The 18,739-nt window shown below is 73.4% G+C and carries 14 protein-coding genes; 3 read left to right on the top strand and 11 right to left on the bottom strand.

What is annotated here, in order from left to right; all coding sequences use genetic code 11:
* Positions 1–212: 212 nt before the first annotated feature.
* Both ACIBW6_RS12550 and ACIBW6_RS12555 read right to left on the bottom strand, forming a co-directional pair.
* The gene (locus ACIBW6_RS12550; protein ID WP_399059221.1) at positions 213–752 is read right to left on the bottom strand and encodes a DUF3017 domain-containing protein; all 540 of its coding nucleotides are present in this window, start codon (positions 750–752) and stop codon (positions 213–215) included.
* On the bottom strand, positions 742–1,605 hold the full coding sequence (locus ACIBW6_RS12555) for a bifunctional methylenetetrahydrofolate dehydrogenase/methenyltetrahydrofolate cyclohydrolase (RefSeq protein ID WP_399059222.1): 864 nt from the start codon (positions 1,603–1,605) through the stop codon (positions 742–744). Before ACIBW6_RS12555 ends, ACIBW6_RS12550 begins: the two co-directional genes overlap by 11 nt.
* Positions 1,606–1,821: 216 nt before the next feature.
* On the opposite strand from ACIBW6_RS12555, the gene ACIBW6_RS12560 reads away from it, so the two are divergent.
* Positions 1,822–2,517, top strand: coding sequence for an RDD family protein (locus ACIBW6_RS12560; RefSeq protein WP_399059223.1), 696 nt, complete (start codon positions 1,822–1,824; stop codon positions 2,515–2,517).
* Positions 2,518–2,606: 89 nt separating this feature from the next.
* Here the strand turns inward: ACIBW6_RS12560 and purH are convergent, their stop codons facing one another.
* Both purH and purN read right to left on the bottom strand, forming a co-directional pair.
* Positions 2,607–4,169 (bottom strand): bifunctional phosphoribosylaminoimidazolecarboxamide formyltransferase/IMP cyclohydrolase, encoded by a 1,563-nt coding sequence (gene purH, locus ACIBW6_RS12565; protein WP_399059224.1) that lies wholly within the window; start codon positions 4,167–4,169, stop codon positions 2,607–2,609.
* Positions 4,166–4,795, bottom strand: coding sequence for a phosphoribosylglycinamide formyltransferase (gene purN / locus ACIBW6_RS12570; RefSeq protein WP_399059225.1), 630 nt, complete (start codon positions 4,793–4,795; stop codon positions 4,166–4,168). The genes purH and purN overlap by 4 nt, the downstream gene beginning before the upstream one ends.
* Before the next feature lie 344 nt (positions 4,796–5,139).
* On the opposite strand from purN, the gene ACIBW6_RS12575 reads away from it, so the two are divergent.
* Positions 5,140–6,108, top strand: coding sequence for a hypothetical protein (locus ACIBW6_RS12575; RefSeq protein ID WP_399059227.1), 969 nt, complete (start codon positions 5,140–5,142; stop codon positions 6,106–6,108).
* Positions 6,109–6,115: 7 nt separating this feature from the next.
* On the opposite strand, the gene ACIBW6_RS12580 is transcribed toward ACIBW6_RS12575, so the two are convergent.
* Positions 6,116–7,981: a DUF6350 family protein gene (locus tag ACIBW6_RS12580; protein WP_399059301.1), complete on the bottom strand. Its 1,866-nt coding sequence runs from the start codon at positions 7,979–7,981 to the stop codon at positions 6,116–6,118.
* Positions 7,982–8,103: 122 nt separating this feature from the next.
* Here ACIBW6_RS12580 and ACIBW6_RS12585 point away from each other — a divergent pair, with 122 nt between their 5' ends.
* Positions 8,104–9,792: a sigma factor-like helix-turn-helix DNA-binding protein gene (locus ACIBW6_RS12585; RefSeq protein WP_399059228.1), complete on the top strand. Its 1,689-nt coding sequence runs from the start codon at positions 8,104–8,106 to the stop codon at positions 9,790–9,792.
* A gap of 120 nt (positions 9,793–9,912) precedes the next feature.
* Here the strand turns inward: ACIBW6_RS12585 and sucD are convergent, their stop codons facing one another.
* The 6 genes from sucD to ACIBW6_RS12615 all read right to left on the bottom strand — a co-directional run bounded on the left by sucD (position 9,913) and on the right by ACIBW6_RS12615 (position 18,690).
* Positions 9,913–10,794 (bottom strand): succinate--CoA ligase subunit alpha, encoded by an 882-nt coding sequence (sucD, locus tag ACIBW6_RS12590; protein WP_394431257.1) that lies wholly within the window; start codon positions 10,792–10,794, stop codon positions 9,913–9,915.
* A gap of 21 nt (positions 10,795–10,815) precedes the next feature.
* Positions 10,816–11,994, bottom strand: a complete 1,179-nt coding sequence (gene sucC / locus ACIBW6_RS12595; RefSeq protein WP_399059229.1) for an ADP-forming succinate--CoA ligase subunit beta — start codon at positions 11,992–11,994, stop codon at positions 10,816–10,818.
* A 655-nt stretch (positions 11,995–12,649) separates the two neighbouring features.
* Positions 12,650–13,699 carry a hypothetical protein gene (locus ACIBW6_RS12600; RefSeq protein WP_399059230.1) on the bottom strand — a complete coding sequence of 350 codons (1,050 nt, stop codon included), beginning with the start codon at positions 13,697–13,699 and terminating at the stop codon, positions 12,650–12,652.
* A gap of 62 nt (positions 13,700–13,761) precedes the next feature.
* Positions 13,762–14,970: a VWA domain-containing protein gene (locus ACIBW6_RS12605; RefSeq protein ID WP_399059231.1), complete on the bottom strand. Its 1,209-nt coding sequence runs from the start codon at positions 14,968–14,970 to the stop codon at positions 13,762–13,764.
* A 322-nt stretch (positions 14,971–15,292) separates the two neighbouring features.
* On the bottom strand, positions 15,293–17,584 hold the full coding sequence (locus tag ACIBW6_RS12610) for a DUF5682 family protein (RefSeq protein WP_399059232.1): 2,292 nt from the start codon (positions 17,582–17,584) through the stop codon (positions 15,293–15,295).
* The gene (locus tag ACIBW6_RS12615) at positions 17,581–18,690 is read right to left on the bottom strand and encodes an AAA family ATPase (RefSeq protein ID WP_399059233.1); all 1,110 of its coding nucleotides are present in this window, start codon (positions 18,688–18,690) and stop codon (positions 17,581–17,583) included. The genes ACIBW6_RS12610 and ACIBW6_RS12615 overlap by 4 nt, the downstream gene beginning before the upstream one ends.
* Between the last annotated feature and the right edge of the window lie 49 nt (positions 18,691–18,739).

Here is an 18,739-nt window from a genome sequence, read left to right on the forward strand (position 1 = left end):
ACGAGGCATTGCGTCTCCCCCTCCGGCCGCGGCCTCCACCGACTGTCCAGGCTGTCTTGTGGGATGCGAGCGGCCAGGATGTCAGTTCCCGCCGCGGCGGGACGCCTCGGCTTCCGCCCCGCCCGCAGGCGCCCGGAGCGCGCGCCGCACGGGAACGCGGGGCCTCCGTCACGAAGGCCCCGCGTTTCGCTCGCGGCGTTGCGCCGCGCGCGTCAGCGCACGGTGAAGTGCAGCGTGTCCTGGAGGAAGGGCACCTTCAGCCAGGGATTCGGCTGGGCCATCATCGACAGCAGCACGATGGCCAGGCCGAGGATCCCGTACGTGACCATGTCCGTGAAGCGGGAGCGCACGGCGAGCATGCCGACGGACGGCAGCACCCAGCGCATCGCGGCGCCGCCGAGCAGGGCGACCCCGACCAGGATCGTGCCGATGCGGAACACGCCGAACGCGGTGATCAGCAGGCCGATCCCGGCCAGCACGAGCACGGCGATCAGCGGCCACTGGCGGGCGGGCGCGGGGGCGTCGCGGGGAGCGGCCCGGCCGCCGCCCTCGGGGCGCGCGGTGTCGCGCGTCCACAGCGGGAAGCGCCGCGTGCCGCGCTTCTTGCCGCCTTCGTCGCCGCGCACGCCGTCGTCCCCATCGCCGGCCACGCCGTCGCTCAGGCCGCCGCCCGCGCCGTCGCGCCCGCCCTCGCGCACGTCGTCGCCCTCGCGCACGTCGTCGCCCGCGCCCGGGGAGGCGTCAGCGGACACCGGCCGCGTTCCGTTCGGCGGCCTCGACCACGTTCACGAGGAGCTGGGCGCGGGTCATCGGGCCCACCCCGCCGGGGTTCGGCGAGATCCAGCCGGCGATCTCGGCGACGCCCGGGTGCACATCGCCGACGATCTTGCCGGTGGCGTCGCGCGAGACGCCGACGTCGAGCACGGCCGCGCCCGGCTTGATGTCCTCGGGCTTGATCAGGTGCGGCACGCCCGCGGCGGCCACGATGATGTCGGCCCGCTTGAGGTGCGCGGCGAGGTCCCGGGTGCCGGTGTGGCACTGGGTGACCGTCGCGTTCTCCGACTTGCGGGTGAGCAGCAGCGGCATCGGGCGGCCGATGGTCACGCCGCGGCCGACCACGACGACCTCGGCGCCCTTGATCTCGACGCCGTGCTTGCGCAGCAGCGTGATGATGCCGAACGGAGTGCAGGGCAGTGGCGCCGGCTCGTTCAGGACGAGGCGGCCGAGGTTCATCGGGTGCAGGCCGTCGGCGTCCTTGGCCGGGTCCATCAGCTCCAGGATGCGGTTCTCGTCGATGCCCTTGGGCAGCGGGAGCTGGACGATGTAGCCGGTGCAGGCCGGGTCGTCGTTCAGCTCGCGGACGACCGCCTCGATCTCCTCCTGCGTGGCCGTGGCGGGCAGTTCGCGCTGGATGGAGGCGATGCCGACCTGCGCGCAGTCGCGGTGCTTTCCTGCCACGTACTTCTGGCTGCCGGGATCCTCACCGACGAGGACGGTGCCGAGTCCGGGCGTGACCCCCTTCTCCTTGAGGGCCGCCACGCGGGCGGTCAGTTCGGATTTGATCGCGGCTGCGGTGGCCTTGCCATCGAGAATCTGGGCGGTCATGGCGCCCATTGTTTCAGGGCGGCCCGGGTTCGCCCAAGTTGCACTTGCACAACGGCCCCGGAGGCCCTCTGGACAGGACCGTGTCCGGTTCAGGAGCATGATCCGCGCAGTGCCGCGGACAGCGGCAGGGGGGCACACCGCGCATGCGGCCGTATTTCGTATTTTTCCTCCGCAGGTCCGCGCCGTCCCCGACCTCGTCCCCGGAGGAATCTCGCCATGAGCCACGGCGAACCGAACAATCCGTACGGCCAGCAGCCGCCGCAGCCGAACCCGTACGGGGGCCAGCAGCCGAATCCGTACGGGCAGCAGGCGCCGCAGGGCGTCCCGCCGCAGGGCTACGGCTATCCGCAGCAGCCCGGCGGGCCCTTCCCGTCGTACCCGCAGCAGTCGGGGATGCCCGACCAGGGCATGCCCGGGGTGCCGCCGCTCGCGTCGATGGGGCGGCGGCTGTGCGCGCAGCTGATCGACGGGGTGCTGATCGGCATCGTCTACTTCGTGTTCCTCGCGCCGAAGTTCACCGACTTCATCGACGCGATCCGGGCCTGTGACGCGGGTTCGTCCACGTACGACACCTGCGTGAACAACGCCACGTCGGACTTCCAGTCGGCGTCCCTGCCCATCGCGGGCATCTTCATGGTCATCGTCCTGCTCTACCAGGTCCTGATGATCGCGTTCGTCGGTGCCACGCTGGGCAAGCTGGCCGTCGGCATCCGTGTCCTGAAGGCGGAGACCGGCGCGAAGCCGGGCATCGGCGGCGGCTTCCTGCGCTGGATCATCCCGACGGTCGGCAGCCTCGCCTGCGGCATCGGCGCGCTGCTCGTCTACCTCTCCCCGTTCTGGGACAAGTCCGGCCGCAAGCAGGGCTGGCACGACAAGGTGGCGAGCACGGTCGTCGTGCACGTGAAGGGCTGAACCCCGGCACCACGTACGACGAGGGCCCGCCGGTCGGTGACCGGCGGGCCCTCGCTCCGTACTCGGGCCCTCGCTCCGTACTAGTGGGTTCAGTGGAAGAAGTGGCGCGTCCCCGTGAAGTACATCGTCACGCCCGCCTTCTTGGCGGCCTCGACGACCTGCTCGTCACGGATGGAGCCGCCCGGCTGCACGATCGCCTTCACGCCGGCGTCGATGAGGATCTGCGGCCCGTCGGGGAACGGGAAGAACGCGTCCGACGCGGCGAAGGAACCGCGCGCCCGCTCCTCGCCCGCCCGCTCGACGGCGAGCTTGCAGGAGTCGACGCGGTTGACCTGGCCCATGCCGACGCCGACGGAGGCGCCGTCCTTGGCGAGCAGGATCGCGTTCGACTTCACGGCGCGGCACGCCTTCCACGCGAACGCCAGCTCGTCCAGCTCGCCCTGCGACAGCGCGTCGCCGGTGGCGAGGGTCCAGGAGGCCGGGTCGTCGCCGTCGGCCTGGAGGCGGTCGGTGACCTGGAGGAGCGCGCCGCCGTCGATCTGCTTCGTCTCGACGGTGGCGGACGGCCCGTTCGGGGCGCGCAGCACCCGGATGTTCTTCTTCTTGGTGAGGGCTTCGAGGGCGCCGTCCTCGTAGTCGGGCGCGACGATGACCTCGGTGAAGATGTCGGCGACCTGCTCCGCCATCTCCTTGGTGACGGGGCGGTTGACCGCGATCACGCCGCCGTAGGCCGAGACCGGGTCGCAGGCGTGCGCCTTGCGGTGGGCCTCCGCGACGTTCGCGGCGACCGCGATGCCGCACGGGTTGGCGTGCTTGATGATCGCGACGCACGGGTCGTCGTGGTCGTACGCGGCACGGCGCGCGGCGTCCGTGTCCGTGAAGTTGTTGTACGACATCTCCTTGCCGTGCAGCTGCTCCGCCTCGGCGAGACCGCCGGTGCCGTCGACGTAGAGGGCCGCGCCCTGGTGCGGGTTCTCGCCGTAGCGCAGGACGTTCTTGCGCGCGTACGTGGCACCGAGGAAGTCGGGGTGGCCGCTGTCGTCGGCGGCGGCGTAGTCGGCCGCGAACCAGGCGGCGACGGCCACGTCGTAGGCGGCCGTGTGCTGGAACGCCTCGGCGGCGAGCCGCTTGCGCGTGGTGAGGTCGAACCCGCCGTCCTTGACCGCCGCGAGGACGTCGGCGTACCGCTGCGGGCTGGTGACGACGGTGACCGACGGGTGGTTCTTGGCCGCGGCGCGCACCATCGAGGGGCCGCCGATGTCGATCTGCTCGACGCACTCGTCGGGGCCGGCGCCCGAGGCGACGGTCTCCTTGAACGGGTACAGGTTCACGACGACCAGCTCGAACGGCTTCACCCCGAGGTCGGCGAGCTGCTTCTGGTGGTCCTCCAGGCGCAGGTCGGCGAGGATGCCGGCGTGCACCTTCGGGTGCAGGGTCTTCACGCGCCCGTCGAGGCACTCCGGGAAGCCGGTGACGTCCTCGACCTTGGTGACCGGCACCCCGGCGGCGGCGATCCTCGCCGCGGTGGAACCGGTGGACACCAGCTCGACGCCCGCCTCGTGGAGCCCGCGCGCCAGCTCCTCCAGACCGGTCTTGTCGTAGACGCTGACCAGCGCCCGGCGGATGGGCCGCTTGTTGCTCTCGGCGGTCACGGGATAACTACCTTTCGTCCCTCGATGCTGTAGCCGTTACGGGCCAGACGCCCCACGACATCGACGAGCAGCGTGCGCTCGACTTCCTTGATGCGCTCGTGCAGAGCGCTCTCACCGTCGTCCGTGTCCTCTTCCACGATCTCGACCACGCCCTGGGCGATGATCGGGCCGGTGTCGACGCCGTCGTCGACGAAGTGGACGGTGCAGCCGGTGACCCGGGCGCCGTACGCGAGGGCGTCGCGCACACCGTGAGCACCGGGAAAACTGGGCAGCAGGGCCGGGTGCGTGTTGATCAGCCGCCCCCCGAAGCGCGCGAGGAACTCCTTGCCCACGATCTTCATGAAGCCCGCCGAGACCACCAGGTCCGGCTCGTACGCGGCGGTCGCCTCGGCGAGCGCCCGGTCCCAGTCGTCGCGCGTGGCGTGGTCCCTGACCCGGCACACGAACGTCGGGATCCCGGCGCGCTCGGCCCGCTCCAGACCGGCGATGCCGTCGCGGTCGGCGCCGACGGCGACGATCCGCGCTCCGTACGTGTCCGCGCCCTGGGCCGCGATGGTGTCCAGCAGTGCCTGCAGATTCGTACCTGATCCGGAGACCAGCACGACGAGGCGCTTGGCCTTGGCCACGGCGGGGCCCTTTCTCGTTCACGGGAGAGCTTCTTCGCACGGCCGCCGCAGACGGAACGGATCACGCTTGTCCATTCCTACGAAAGCTTCGCTCCCGCGTATACGGGGAACCCTACGAAGCGGCCGGCCGTCAGCAACGATACCGGCACACCCGGCGGCCCCCACGGGACGGGGGCGTGGCCGGGAGGTAGCGTCAGCGTCCAGGAACACCGAGCAAGATCCCGCGACACCTGAAGATCCTGCCCGGGCGCGGAACGCGGGGCGGGCATGGAACGTTGACGTAAAGAACGCACCAAGCCCGTAACCGCGACCCGACCGACGACCTAGGGGAAGACGCACACCTGATGCCGGACCGAAGCCTTCGCCTCACGCTGCCCCACGGCGCCGTCCTGCTGCGCGAAGGCCGACCCACGCCGCCGTCGCCGTCCGCGGACGCCGGGGACTCCCCGCCCGCCGAGGACTCCGAGCGGAACCAGGGGGCCTCGGGACCCGCAGGCCCCTCGGGGTCCGAGGGCTCCTCGGGGTCCGAGGGCTCCTCGGGGTCCGAGGGCTCCTCGGGGGCCAAGGGCTCCTCGGGGGCCAAGGGCTCCTCGGGGGCCAAGGGCTCCTCGGGGGCCAAGGGGTCCGCCGAGGGCTCGGGCTCCGGGCAGAGCCAGGCGGACAACCCGTTCGCTCCGCCGCCCGAGGACGCCCCGGACCGCCCCTGGCGGCCGCGCGGGCCCGAGGGCCAGGACGGTCAGGACGGCGCAGGCGCTGCCGGGAGCGGCGGGACCCGTTCTCCCTGGGGCAGCCAGTGGAGCGACCGCCAGCCGGGCCGCGCCCAGGACGGCCGCTTCGGCGACCGCCCGGGCAGCGGCAACCAGGGCGGCCCCGAGGGGAAGGGGCCCGGCCCGGGCTCCGGCCCGCGCTGGGACCCGACGGACCCGGCGCAGCGGCGCGCGCGGTACGCGCTCCTGTCGGGCATGTGGAGTTTCTTCTTCGCCCTGTTCGCCTGGCCCTACGTGGCGCTGCTGCTCGGCGCGCTCGCCCTGTACTGGAGCATCAGCGCCCTGCGCGCGAAGCCCCGCACCCCGGCCCCGGACGCCCCCACCCCGGCCGCCGGCGCGGCGCCCGCCCGTCAGCAGACGACGGCGGCGATCAGCGGTCTGGTCACGGGTGCGCTGGCGCTGGCGCTGGTGGCGTCGATGTTCACGGCGAAGCTCGTGTACAGCGACTACTACGAGTGCCGGGCCGACGCCCTGACCAACGCGGCCAACAAGTCCTGCGAGGACCTGCTGCCGAAGGAGCTGCGGCCGTTGCTCGGTGCGCGGTGAGGGGCCCTCAGGGTTGAGGATCGGCTGAGGGGTCCGGGGTTTCCGCCGAGGGCGGGGGCGGGGCCACGGGTTCGGTGCGGGCCTCGGTGCGGGCCGGGGGCCGTGCGGGGGTCTCTGCCGAGGGGGCTGCCGGGTCCTTCGGTGCCGGGTTTTTGGGTGCCGGGTCCTTCGGTGCTGGGTCCTTCGGTGCCGGGTCCTTCTTTGCCGGGTCCTTGGATGGCGGAGTCAGGAGTTCCGGTTCGGTCGACTCGCCCTGCTGCGGCTCGGTCTGTGGTGGCTTGTCTTCCACAGCCGGGTCCCGCTTCTCCGCGTGGCCCCTCTTCTCCGTGTGGCCCGACTTCTCCGCCGGGCCCGGCTGCTCGACCCGGCTCGCCTGCTCCATCGGGCCCGGCTCATCGACCGGCTCCCCAAGCGGCTGCGGCTGCGACTGCGGCTGCTGCGTTCGCCTCTCCGTCGGAAGTGCCCAGCGCGTCGCCCGGGCCGCCTCGTCGAAGAAGTCGTAGACATCGAACTCCTCGTCCTCCTCAGCGGGTTCGGGCTCCGGCACCACAGCGGCCCGCCGCGGCACCGACATGCCGGACGGGGCGGTCGTCCACCGGCCCATGGGGCGCCGCGCCCCGGACCTGCGCACCCGCCACCCCCACACCACCAGCGCCACCGGCATCCCCACGACCCCGGTCCACGCCGCCGCGGCCGCGCCCGTCAGCCAGCCGACCGGGCCGAACGACGCGAGCACCCCCACGCCCAGGGCGCCGCCGGCCGCGACGGCGAGCACGGCGAACAGCGCTCCGCAGAGCCCGGCCGCCACGGCCATCGCGTAGGCGACCCGCCCCACGGTCCAGCCGGCCCGTTCGCCCGCCACCACCACGAACCACGCCACGGCGACCGCGGCCGCCACGGGCACCACCCCGACCAGCCAGGTCAGCGGCGGTCCCGCGGTCGCCGCCGGTACCGCTTCCAGCAGCGGGAAGGCGGGCAGCAGCGGGACGTCCACGCCGCCGAGCGGCCCCACCTGGTGACCGGTGCCCAGCATGACGCCGGGTCCCAGGGCGTAGGCGGCGCCCCAGACCGCGGCGTTCGGCACCAGCGAGAGGCAGAGCAGCAGCACGGCGATCCGCCCCGACCAGGCGGCCGTCAGCTGCTGGAAGGACTCCCGCACCGCTCCCCCGTGCCAGACGAGGGACGCCGCCACCAGGAGCGCGCCCCCGGCGACCAGGACGAGGACGCCGGCCGCGGCGGCCCGGGCGGCGACCGGCAGGACCTTGTCGACGAGGACCCGCGGGAGCACGTCCAGGGACCGGTGGACGGCCGGTGGCAGCGGTCCGTCCGGTCTGCCGTGCGCGATCCAGACCCCGGACCCGGACGCGGCCACCGTCACCAGGACGAGATGCGCCGCGCAACTGAACCAGGAGGGGCTCAGCTCACCGCCGGACGCGTAACAGGCGGTCGCGATGCCGATCACCAGATAGCCGCAGGCGACACCGGCCCACACCCCGACCGCGGAGCCCAGGGGCGCGCCCTCCTCCTCGGGCTCGGCCGCGTCGCGCGCGGCCCGGTGCACCAGCCACACCGGGAGCGCCATGAGCAGCAGCGGAGTCAGGCCGACCGGCGCGGGTGTCCCGGAGAGCGTGTCGGCCCTGACCATCTCGGTGCCGTGGGCGAGCAGCCACAGCGCGGCGGCGGTGTGCAGGGCGCCGCCGGGGCCGCTGTCGGGGTACGGCGAGCTGATCCACATCGCGATCACGAGCACGGCGATCGTGCCGAGCCCGAGCCCCGCCGCGACGACTCCGCCGAAGACTCCGGCCGCGGGCCCGGGCGATCGTTCCCGCACACGCGTCAGCAGCACGGGCAACGTCAGTCCACGGCCGGTCATCTGGGTCACGGGCCCATGCTGCCAACGACACGCGCTCAAGCCGCGTAACAGGCGAAGTCCGGATGTGTCGCAGAAGATGCGCTTATGTACTTTTCCGGGCGAAAGGGTGGATGGGGTTCCTCATGACGCAGAACGCCGCCGCCCCGCTGCCGACGCCGAAGGAACGCCGCAGGCTCCGCGAGGCGAAGTCGCTGACCCAGGCCCAGCTCGCCGCGGAGCTCGGCGTGACCCGCGAGACGATCCGCGCGTGGGAGTCGGGCCGCACCTCTCCCGGGGGCCTGAAGCGGGAGGTGTACACGCGTTTCTTGACGGCCCCGGACCCCGCGCCCGCCCCCGTTCCGGTGAAGCGGCCGAAGGCGCAGCTCCAGAAACGCGAGAAGGCCCGCCGCCAACGGAAGCTTTCGAAGCCGGAACCACTGCTCCAGGAGACTGAACCAGCTCAGGAAATTGAGCGGGCTCAGGAGGTCCGGACAGCTGAGCGGGCTCAGGAGGTCCAGGCAGCTGAGCGGGCTCAGGAGGTCCAGGCAGCTGAGCGGGCTCAGGAGGCTCAGGCAGCTGAGCGGGCTCAGGAGGTACCGGCGGCTGAGCCGTCGCGGGAAGCCGAGCGGCCTCTGGAACCGCAACAGCCCCGGGCATCCGAGCAGGACGGCGAGCCGCAGCGCGCCCGCAGGGCAGAACGGCCCCGGAAACGGGGGCGGTCCCGAAAGTCGGCGCGGGCGACGACAGCCCAGCCGGTCGGAGCGGCGGAGGAGCGCACATCGTCCGAGCGGGACGCCACCGCCGAATCGGGACCTTCCGCCGCCCAGGTCACCACCACCGCCCAGGTCACCACCGCCGAGCAGGTCACCACCGCCGAGCGGGACGTCACCGCCGAGCCGAAGCCGAAGCCGACGCCGACGCCGACGCCGACGCCGACGGCCCAGCAGGTCACCACCATCGAGCCGGACGCCGCGGTCGAGCCGGGCACGGCTGCCCGGCAGCGAGGGCGGGGCCGGGGCCAGGAGGCCGCGGTCGCCACGGCCCCGGAGGTCGCGTTCGACGCGCTGTACACGCATGCCGCGCCGCTGCTGGTGCGCCAGGCCTACCTGCTCTGCGGGCGCCGCGCCCTGGCCCGCGAATCCGTGGAGCGCGCCTTCCAGCTGGCCTGGCAGCGCTGGCCCGAGGTCGCCGTCGACCCGGACCCGGCGGGCTGGGTGCGGGCGGCGGCGTACGAGTACGCCATGTCGCCCTGGCACCGGATGCGCCTCGCCCACCGGCGCCCGGACGCGCCGCCCGCCGAGACCGCCGACCGCGAGCTGCTCGACGTACTGCAGAGTCTGCCGCCCGCCTACCGGCGCTCCCTGCTGCTCTACGACTGGGTGGGGCTCGACCTGCCGGAGACCGCGGCCGAGACGGAGGCCAGCACGCCTGCGGCGGCCCATCGCATCCTGCACGCCCGCGAGGCCGTCGCCGAGCGGCTGCCGGAGCTGGCCGTGCCCGAGCAGCTGCACCGCAGGCTGACCGAGCTGGCCACCGCGGAGAAGCTGGAGGCGCCGCGGGCCACGCTCGTCCGGGCCGTCGGCGAGCGCCGCACCCGGTTCTGGACCCGGGCGGCGATCGTCGTGACGACCCTGATCGTCGGAGCTACGGCGCTGACGGTGCGGGCCGCCCCGACGCATTACGTGCCGGTGCCCGCGCCCGGCGCCCCGATCAGCGGCGTGCCCGCGCTGCACGGCCCGGAACGGCTCACCGGCCCCGACCGCGCCCTGCGCGACGCGCTGCGCACGCGGCTCAGCGGCGGCCCCGCACGCCTGACTCCCGTCGCGCGGTGATCCCGGGGCGCGGTCATCCCGGAGCGCGATGATCCTGGTGGCGCAATGATCAGGGGCCCGCACCGGTGTTCCAGTGCGGGCCCCTGATCCACGTACGCCGTGACGGCGTACCGCCGAGACCTACGAGAGCAGCTCGCGGGCGAGCTTCGCCGTCTCGGTCGGCGTCTTGCCGACCTTGACGCCGGCGGCCTCCAGGGCCTCCTTCTTCGCCTGGGCGGTGCCGGAGGAGCCGGAGACGATGGCGCCGGCGTGGCCCATGGTCTTGCCCTCGGGCGCGGTGAAGCCCGCGACGTAGCCGACGACCGGCTTGGTGACGTTGGCCTTGATGAAGTCGGCCGCGCGCTCCTCGGCGTCGCCGCCGATCTCACCGATCATCACGATCAGGTCGGTCTCCGGGTCGGCCTCGAAGGCCGCCAGGGCGTCGATGTGCGTGGTGCCGATGACCGGGTCGCCACCGATGCCGACGGCCGACGAGAAGCCGATGTCCCGCAGCTCGTACATCATCTGGTACGTCAGCGTGCCGGACTTCGAGACCAGGCCGATGCGGCCCGGCTTGGTGATGTCGCCCGGGATGATGCCGGCGTTCGACTGGCCCGGGGTGATGAGACCGGGGCAGTTCGGGCCGATGATCCGGGTCTTGTCGCCCTTGGACTTCGCGTACGCGTAGAACGCGGCGGAGTCGTGGACGGCGATGCCCTCGGTGATGACGACGGCGAGGGGGATCTCGGCGTCGATCGCCTCGACCACGGCGGCCTTGGAGAAGGCCGGCGGGACGAAGAGGACGGACACGTTGGCGCCCGTCTTCTCGATCGCCTCGGCGACCGAGCCGAAGACGGGGATCGACGTGCCGTCGAAGTCGACCTCGGTGCCGGCCTTGCGCGGGTTCACGCCGCCGACGATGTTGGTGCCGTCGGCGAGCATGAGCTTGGTGTGCTTCATGCCCGTGGCACCGGTCATGCCCTGGACGATGACCTTGCTGTCCTTGTTGAGGAAGATAGCCATGGCTGTTCTGTCCCTCGTCCCTTACTTCGCGGCCGCGAGCTCGGCGGCCTTGTCGGCCGCGCCGTCCATGGTGTCCACGCGCTGCACCAGCGGGTGGTTGGCGTCGGAGAGGATCTTGCGACCCAGCTCGGCGTTGTTGCCGTCGAGCCGCACGACGAGGGGCTTCTCGACCTTCTCGCCCTTCTCCTCCAGGAGCGCGAGCGCCTGGACGATGCCGTTGGCGACCTCGTCGCAGGCGGTGATGCCGCCGAAGACGTTGACGAAGACGGACTTGACGTCCGCGTCGCCGAGGATGATCTCCAGGCCGTTCGCCATCACCTGGGCGGAGGCGCCGCCGCCGATGTCGAGGAAGTTGGCCGGCTTCACGCCGCCGTGCTGCTCACCGGCGTACGCGACGACGTCCAGCGTCGACATGACCAGACCGGCACCGTTGCCGATGATGCCGACCTCGCCGTCGAGCTTGACGTAGTTGAGGCCCTTCTCCTTGGCAGCGGCCTCGAGCGGGTCGGCCGCGTCCTTGTCCTGGAGCGCCTCGTGGTCGGGGTGCCGGAAGTCGGCGTTCTCGTCCAGGGACACCTTGCCGTCGAGGGCGATGATGTCGCCGGAGGCGACCTTGGCGAGGGGGTTGACCTCGACCAGGAGGGCGTCCTCCTCGATGAAGGTCTTCCAGAGCGTCACCAGCACGTCGGCGACCTTGCCGGCCACCTCGGCGGGGAACTTCGCGTCCTCGACGATCTTGCGGGCGACCTCGGGGGTCACGCCCTCGTTGGCGTCGATCGGCGTCTTGGCGACGGCCTCCGGGCGGGTGGCCGCCACCTCCTCGATCTCCACGCCGCCCTCGACGGAGGCGATGGAGAGGAAGGTGCGGTTGGTGCGGTCCAGGAGGAAGGAGACGTAGTACTCCTCCACGATCTCCGGAGCCGTCTCGGCCATCATCACCTTGTGGACCGTGTGGCCCTTGATGTCCATGCCGAGGATGTTCGTCGCGTGCGCGACGGCCTCGTCGGGGGTGGCGGCCAGCTTCACGCCACCGGCCTTGCCCCGGCCACCGACCTTCACCTGAGCCTTGACGACAGACTTGCCGCCAAGACGCTCGGTCGCCTCGCGGGCTGCCTCAGGCGTGTCGATGACTTCACCGGCCAGCACCGGTACACCGTGCTTGGCGAAGAGGTCCCTCGCCTGGTACTCGAACAGGTCCACGCGCGTCCGTCCCTATCAGTGATCTCGCGGTTCGATCTTCCTGCGTGGGCGTGCCGCGAAGGGCAACGTGACTCCGCTGTCACAAGGGAGGCGTACGAGGCGTACACAGTGGCCGGGTACGCGGCATGTCCGTCTCGCAGGTTATCGCCGCGCGGCGACGCACCCTAAATCGCAGATCACACCTGAGCGGTGATACCGGTCACAGAGCGTCCTGTTTGTCGCTCTGTCGCCGTGCTGTCGCCCTGCCGCCGTCGCCCTGCCGCCGTCGCGCTGTCGCCGTCGCACCGTCGTCCTGTCATCGTCTGCCGCCCCGCTGTTCTCTCGCGTTCGCGGCCTCACCGCGCGGGGGTACGCACGGTGAGGCCACCCGATGAGCCCCGGAATCCCGAGGGGGCTCGGAGCAGGCGGTCCGTCCCCACGGAGCCGCCCGCACGCACGCCGGTTTCCGGCCGGGTCACGCCGACGGTCTTCGGCGGAACCGGCTCCCCGGCGTCGGTCAGATACCCGGTACGCAGCCGGCCACGGCGGCGCCGAGGGAGCGGCGGAGGTTCTTGCTCATTCCTACGGTGTTCCTTCGCATCCGGTGGTTCCGGCTGGCGGGCAGACCTGTTCGGGCCCCCGCGCGGCAGAGCTCGCGCGGGGGAAGAGGGCTGCCCTAGCCGGGAAACTCGGGGATGTCGCGATACCGGTCGGCCACCGGCGCGGGAACGCCCGGCGCGAAGGCCCCGGGCAGCAGCAGCACGGGCACCCGGCTGCCGAAAGCCGCCGCGTGCAGATCGCTGTGGCGCGTCGGGCCGCCGTCACCCGCGGACGCGTTGGCCCCGAGCGTGCCGTCGGGACGCGGTGCGGCGGGCGCACCGGGCTGCGGTGCGGCGGTGCGCTGCGCGGCCGGGCCGCGGTGCGTGCCGTCGCGACGGTCGTGGTCTACGCGGCCGGCGCTCGCGGCGTCGTACGCGGTCGGCCCCGCCGCCCGCGCGGAGTGCGCGAGATGCGCGGCGGACGTGCGGGGGCGGTGCGGTGCGGGCGCCGCAGCGGGGGCGTGCGAGGGCCGGTCGGCGACGGTCCCGGCCGGTGTGGTGGGTGCGGTGGTGGCTGCGGGTGGTGCGGGGGTGGACGGTGCGGGGTCCGGGGCGGAGGGGGTGGGCGCCGGGGCCGGGTGACCGGGCTGGACCGGCAGCTCAGGAAGGTCGGGCAGACCGGGCAGGGCCGGAGGCTCGTCGGGCTGCGGTCGCGGGGCCACCGAGGCCAGCCCGCCGATGACCTGCCCGGCGATGTCACCGACGGGCCCCGTCAGCGCGCCGACGGGCTTCGTGAGGGCACCGACCTGCTCCGTCAGCGCGCCGACCGGCTTCGTGAGGGCACCGACCGGCGCTGTCACGTGGCGCACCGTGTCGAGAGCCGGCTGGAGGGCCTGGTCCCGGGCGGGTTCGGCGTTCCGCGTCCGCACCGCGCCGGAGACACCCTCGCGCACCGCGCGCACGTCCCGCGCCGGCCGGGCCACGGCCTCGCCGAGCACGGAGTGGCGGGAGGTGAGCGTGCCGGACGACGCGGCGCCCGAAGTGTCGTCCGCGTGGGCCTGGCCGCCGAAGAGGAGTCCGAGGCCGAGCAACCCGCCCAACAGCAGCGCGAGTTGCAGCGCGCGCCGCCGCACCACCGGGCACGGCGGGCGCTCGGCGGGGGCGAGGGGAAGTATCTCGGACGTCACGGTGCGCCGATCCTCGCACGGGACGAGGGAGCCTGCGCAAGCCCTGAGTTACCGATGGGTACTCATATCCGGTTTGCCGCCGCTCCACCGGTTTCGGCCGCCGCGTCGGGTATGGGCAGCGGCCGCTTCTCGATGGCCGCCGCCATGACGTCCGGGAAGAGGTCGGGGGTGCAGGCGAAGGCCGGTGCCCCCAGTGCGGCGAGCGCCGCCGCGTGCTCACGGTCGTAGGCGGGCGCGCCCTCGTCGGAGAGCGCGAGCAGCGTCACGAACTGGACGCCGGCCGCCTTCATCGCCGCGACCCGCTTGAGCATCTCGTCGCGTATCCCGCCTTCGTAGAGGTCGGAGATGAGGACGACGACGGTCTCGGCGGGGCGGGTGATCTGGGACTGGCAGTAGGCCAGGGCCCGGTTGATGTCGGTGCCGCCGCCGAGCTGGGTGCCGAAGAGGACGTCGACCGGGTCGTCGAGCTGGTCGGTCAGGTCCACCACGGCCGTGTCGAAGACGACGAGCCGCGTCCGGATGGCACGCATCGAGGCGAGCACAGCCCCGAACACGGAGGCGTAGACGACCGACGCCGCCATCGAGCCCGACTGGTCGATGCAGAGGATCACCTCCTTCTTTACGGACTGCGCGGCCCGCCCGTACCCGATGAGCCGCTCGGGCACGACCGTGCGGTACTCGGGCAGGTAGTGCTTGAGGTTGGCCGCGATCGTGCGGTTCCAGTCGATGTCGTGGTGGCGCGGCCGGCTGATGCGGGCGCTGCGGTCGAGGGCGCCGGTGAGGGTGGCGCGGGTGCGCGTCGCGAGCCTCTTCTCCAGGTCGTCGACGACCTTGCGGACCACCGCGCGGGCGGTCTCCTTCGTCGTCTCCGGCATCGCCTTGTTCAGCGAGAGCAGGGTGCCGACGAGGTGCACGTCGGCGTCGACGGCCTCCAGCATCTCCGGTTCGAGCAGCAGTGCGGAGAGGCCGAGCCGGTCGATCGCGTCGCGCTGCATGATTTGGACGACGGAGGACGGGAAGTACGTGCGGATGTCGCCGAGCCAGCGGGCGACGGACGGGGCGGAGCCGCCCAGCCCGGCGGTGCGGCTGCGGCCGGGGGTGCGGTGTCCGTCCCGGCCCGCGCCGTACAGGGCGGTGAGGGCGCCGTCCATCGCCGCGTCCTGTCCGGACAGGCGGCAGCCGGTGCCGTCGGCTGCTTCGCCGCCCAGGACCAGGCGCCAGCGCCTGAGCCGTTCCTCTTCGGGGCTGCGGGGGGTTTCGGTTTCGGTCATGTGATCGCTCCTGCGGGGTTGTGTCGTACCGCCGTCTCATCTGCCACGCGCGCGCCCCTGGAAGACTTCGTCTACAACGCCGTCGTGGCTGGGCGCGCAGTTCCCCGCGCCCCTTAAGGGCCGGTTCTTCAGCTGACGCACCGTCGTGGTTGCTCGCGCAGTTCCCCGCGCCCCTGAGATGCGCACTTCGTGCGCTATCTCATCGCCCTCCCGGGAGCGGCCCCTGAGGCTGCGGCGAAGCCGCATGCCTCCAGGGGCGCGGGGAACTGCGCGAGAAGCCCCACCGGCCCGCACCCGGCACCCCACCGCACCGCCCCACTCCTCACCCGCCACCCCCCACACCGCCCCCGGCACCGGCACCGGCACCGGCACCCGCCCCCAACAACATCCGCACCACCACCCCCACCGCCTCCGCCCGATCCGGATCGACCTCCTCGCCGAACCCGAACCCGAACCCGAACCCGGACCCGGACCCGGACCCAGCCCCCACCCCCACCCCGGCGGCAGCCGCCCCGCGCCGGACCAGCTCCCCCAAAGACCTCCGCACCCCCACCTCGTACGCCGAGAACGTCCGGCGCAGCAGCGGCAGTACGTCGGTGAACGCGGCGTCCGGCACCCCCGTGAGCCACGCGTCGACCAGGCCGAGCAGCCGCTCGTCGTGGACGAGGAGGAGGCCGCCGCCTGAGCCCCCACCGACGAAGCCCTCGATCCAGGCGGCCGCCTCCCCCGGCGGGGTGCCGGGCGAGAGGGCGAGGCCCATCAGGCGAGCGGCGCCCTCGTCGTCCAGCGCGCCCTCGTCCAGCAGGACGCGCGCGCACCGGCCGCGCACCACCCCGGCCACGCTGTCCCGCGCGGCCAGCGTGCGCAGCACGGCCCGCCAGCGCTCACGCAGGGCCGCGTCCTCCAGGAGGGCGACGGCCGCGTGCACGGCGTCGACGTGCCCGCGCATCTCGGCGGCGGCGTCGGCACCGAGCCCCACGCAGGCCGGGGGCAGCCCGACGAAGACCCGCTGGGCCAGGCCGGTCGCCACGCCCGCGAGGGCCGCGGTGTCGGTGCCGCGCACATCGCCGTAGCGCAGGGCGCGGACCAGGGCGGGCAGGGCCTGCGCGAGGTGGCCGACGTCCGCGTCGAGCGCGGCGCGGTCGGCGAGGACGCGCATGACGACGGGCAGCGCGTCCGGCAGCCCCGCCAGCAGGCAGTGCTCGGCGAGCACCGTGACGTCGGCGAGAGCGGTCGCCGCGACGGCGTCCGACCCGGCCTTGGCCGTCGCGGCCGCCAGCACGGTGGTCCCCCAGATCCCGGCCTCGGCGACCCGCACCGCGAGCTCCGGTTCCCAGCGCAGCCGCCAGGTCTCGCGGAAGGTGCCGGTGGAGCCGCGGGCCGATCTGGCCGGCTCGCCCCAGGCGACGCCGAGCAGGCGCAGGCGGTGCAGCAGGCGGCTGCGCGCGCCGTCGGTGTCGCCCCGCAGGTCGAGGTCCAGCTCCTTCTCCTCGGCCGCCGGCCGGAGCCGCAGGGTGCGCTGGAGGCGGCTGAGGTCGCGCTGCAGGGGGACGGCGGGCGCCGACTCGGGCACCTCCCCCAGGACGTCGCCGACCACGAGCCGGTCGTGGATGAGCGCGAGGGGAACGTCCGAGCCCTCGCAGAGCACCGCCCGGACCGCGTCGGTGGTCTCCGTCAGCCCGGCGAGCGGGCGGCCCCGCAACACGGCCAGGCTCTCCGCGAGCCGGACCGCCTCGATGACGTGGGCGGAGGACACGATGCGGTCCTCGGCGCGCAGCAGTCCCGCGACCTTGGTGAGCCACCGCTCGACGGGCCGGTCCGGGGCGCTGAACAGGTGCCCGTACCAGCCGGGCGACTCGATCCCCGCCCCGTAGCCGCCGGCGCGGGCGAGCCGGCGGTGGGTCCACGGCACCCAGGTGAGGTCGGTCTTCACCTTGGGCAGCCCCTTCAGCAGGGCGCGGTCGGCGGCGACGGTGGTCCGCTGCCGCAGCGCGGGCACGTGCCACGCCCCGCACACCACGGCGACGGCGTCCCCGAACTCCCGCACCGCGGCGCGCACTTGCAGCCGCATGTAGGCCTCGCGCACCGGGTCGCGTCCGCGCCCACCGTCCCCGTACGACTCCCGCAGCGCGGCCATGGCCTCGTCGAGCGCCGCGAAGGTGTCGCCCGCGCGGTGCTCGACGACGTCCTCCCACCAGCGCTCCGCGTCGTCGTACCCGGCGGTCTCGGCGAGCACGCGCAGCGGGTCGACGCGGACGTCCTGTGCGTCGGCCGGCGCCTCCTCGTCCTCCCGCACCGCCAGGCTGTGGGCGGCGGGCAGGTCGATGAAGCGGACCGGCACCTGGTGCTCCAGGGCCCAGCGCAGGGCCACCCACTCGGGCGAGAACTCGGCGAACGGCCAGAACGCCGATCTCCCCGGCTCGTCCACGACGTGCGCGAGCAGTGCGACGGGCGGCCGCATGTCCGGGTCGGCGGCGAGCGGCACCAGCGCGTCGGCCTCCGGCGGGCCCTCGATGAGCACGGTCCTGGGGGCCGCGCCGTCCAGGGCGCGGCGCACGGCCCGCGCGGACCCGGGCCCGTGGTGCCGGACGCCGAGCAGCAGCGGCCCGCTCATGCGCTCACCTCGCGGCAGGCCCGGTAGAAGTCCTTCCACCCGTCCCGCTCGCGGACCACGGCCTCCAGGTACTCCTGCCAGACGACCCGGTCGGCCGCCGGGTCGCGCACGACGGCGCCGAGGATGCCGGCGGCGATGTCCGAGGGCCGCAGCACGCCGTCCCCGAAGTGGGCGCTGAGCGCGAGCCCGTTGGTCACCACGGAGATCGCCTCGGCCGTCGAGAGGGTCCCGCTGGGCGACTTCACCTTCGTACGCCCGTCGGCGGTCACGCCGTCGCGCAGCTCGCGGAAGACGGTGACGACGCGGCGGATCTCGTCGACGCCGTCGGGAACACCGGGCAACTCCAGGGAGCGGCCGACCTGTTCGACGCGGCGCGAGACGATGTCGACCTCCGCCTCGACGCTCGCGGGCAGCGGCAGCACCACGGTGTTGAACCGGCGCCGCAGCGCGCTCGACAGGTCGTTCACCCCCCGGTCCCGGTCGTTGGCCGTGGCGATGAGGTTGAACCCGCGCACGGCCTGGACCTCCTGGCCCAGCTCCGGTATCGGCAGGGTCTTCTCGGAGAGGATCGTGATGAGGGTGTCCTGCACGTCGGCGGGGATGCGGGTGAGCTCCTCCACCCGCGCGGTCATCCCCTCCCGCATCGCGCGCATGACTGGGCTGGGGACGAGGGCGTCCCGGCTCGGCCCGTGGGCCAGCAGCTGCGCGTAGTTCCACCCGTACCGGATGGCTTCCTCCGGGGTGCCGGCCGTGCCCTGCACGAGCAGCGTGGAGTCGCCGCTGACCGCGGCGGCCAGGTGCTCCGACACCCACGTCTTGGCGGTCCCGGGCACGCCGAGCAGCAGCAGCGCGCGGTCGGTGGCGAGGGTCGTGACGGCGACCTCGACGATGCGGCGCGGCCCCACGTACTTCGGTGTGATCACCGTCCCGTCGGGCAGCGTGCCGCCGAGCAGATAGGTGGCGACGGCCCACGGCGACAGCCGCCAGCGGGCGGGCCGCGGCCGGTCGTCCTGGGCGGCCAGCGCGGCGAGTTCCTCCGCGAACGCGTGCTCGGCGTGCGCCCGCAGCACGTCCTGCGCACCCTGCTCCGCCATGGAAACGGTCATGACTGTCCCCCACTTCGATCGCCCAGCCGGAACCATCGCGACGGGGGCC

This window comes from Streptomyces sp. NPDC049813 (genome assembly GCF_044465085.1).
In the GTDB taxonomy this organism is placed as follows: domain Bacteria; phylum Actinomycetota; class Actinomycetes; order Streptomycetales; family Streptomycetaceae; genus Streptomyces.

Excerpts from the sequence above, each read along its gene's own strand:
- ACIBW6_RS12610 (WP_399059232.1), bottom strand. The coding sequence starts at position 17,584 with ATGAGCGGGCCGCTGCTGCTCGGCGTCCGGCACCACGGGCCCGGGTCC.
- ACIBW6_RS12575 (WP_399059227.1), top strand. The coding sequence starts at position 5,140 with ATGCCGGACCGAAGCCTTCGCCTCACGCTGCCCCACGGCGCCGTCCTG.
- ACIBW6_RS12605 (WP_399059231.1), bottom strand. The coding sequence starts at position 14,970 with ATGACCGAAACCGAAACCCCCCGCAGCCCCGAAGAGGAACGGCTCAGG.
- ACIBW6_RS12560 (WP_399059223.1), top strand. The coding sequence starts at position 1,822 with ATGAGCCACGGCGAACCGAACAATCCGTACGGCCAGCAGCCGCCGCAG.
- ACIBW6_RS12615 (WP_399059233.1), bottom strand. The coding sequence starts at position 18,690 with ATGACCGTTTCCATGGCGGAGCAGGGTGCGCAGGACGTGCTGCGGGCG.
- sucD (WP_394431257.1), bottom strand. The coding sequence starts at position 10,794 with ATGGCTATCTTCCTCAACAAGGACAGCAAGGTCATCGTCCAGGGCATG.
- ACIBW6_RS12580 (WP_399059301.1), bottom strand. The coding sequence starts at position 7,981 with ATGACCGGCCGTGGACTGACGTTGCCCGTGCTGCTGACGCGTGTGCGG.
- ACIBW6_RS12555 (WP_399059222.1), bottom strand. The coding sequence starts at position 1,605 with ATGACCGCCCAGATTCTCGATGGCAAGGCCACCGCAGCCGCGATCAAA.
- ACIBW6_RS12585 (WP_399059228.1), top strand. The coding sequence starts at position 8,104 with ATGACGCAGAACGCCGCCGCCCCGCTGCCGACGCCGAAGGAACGCCGC.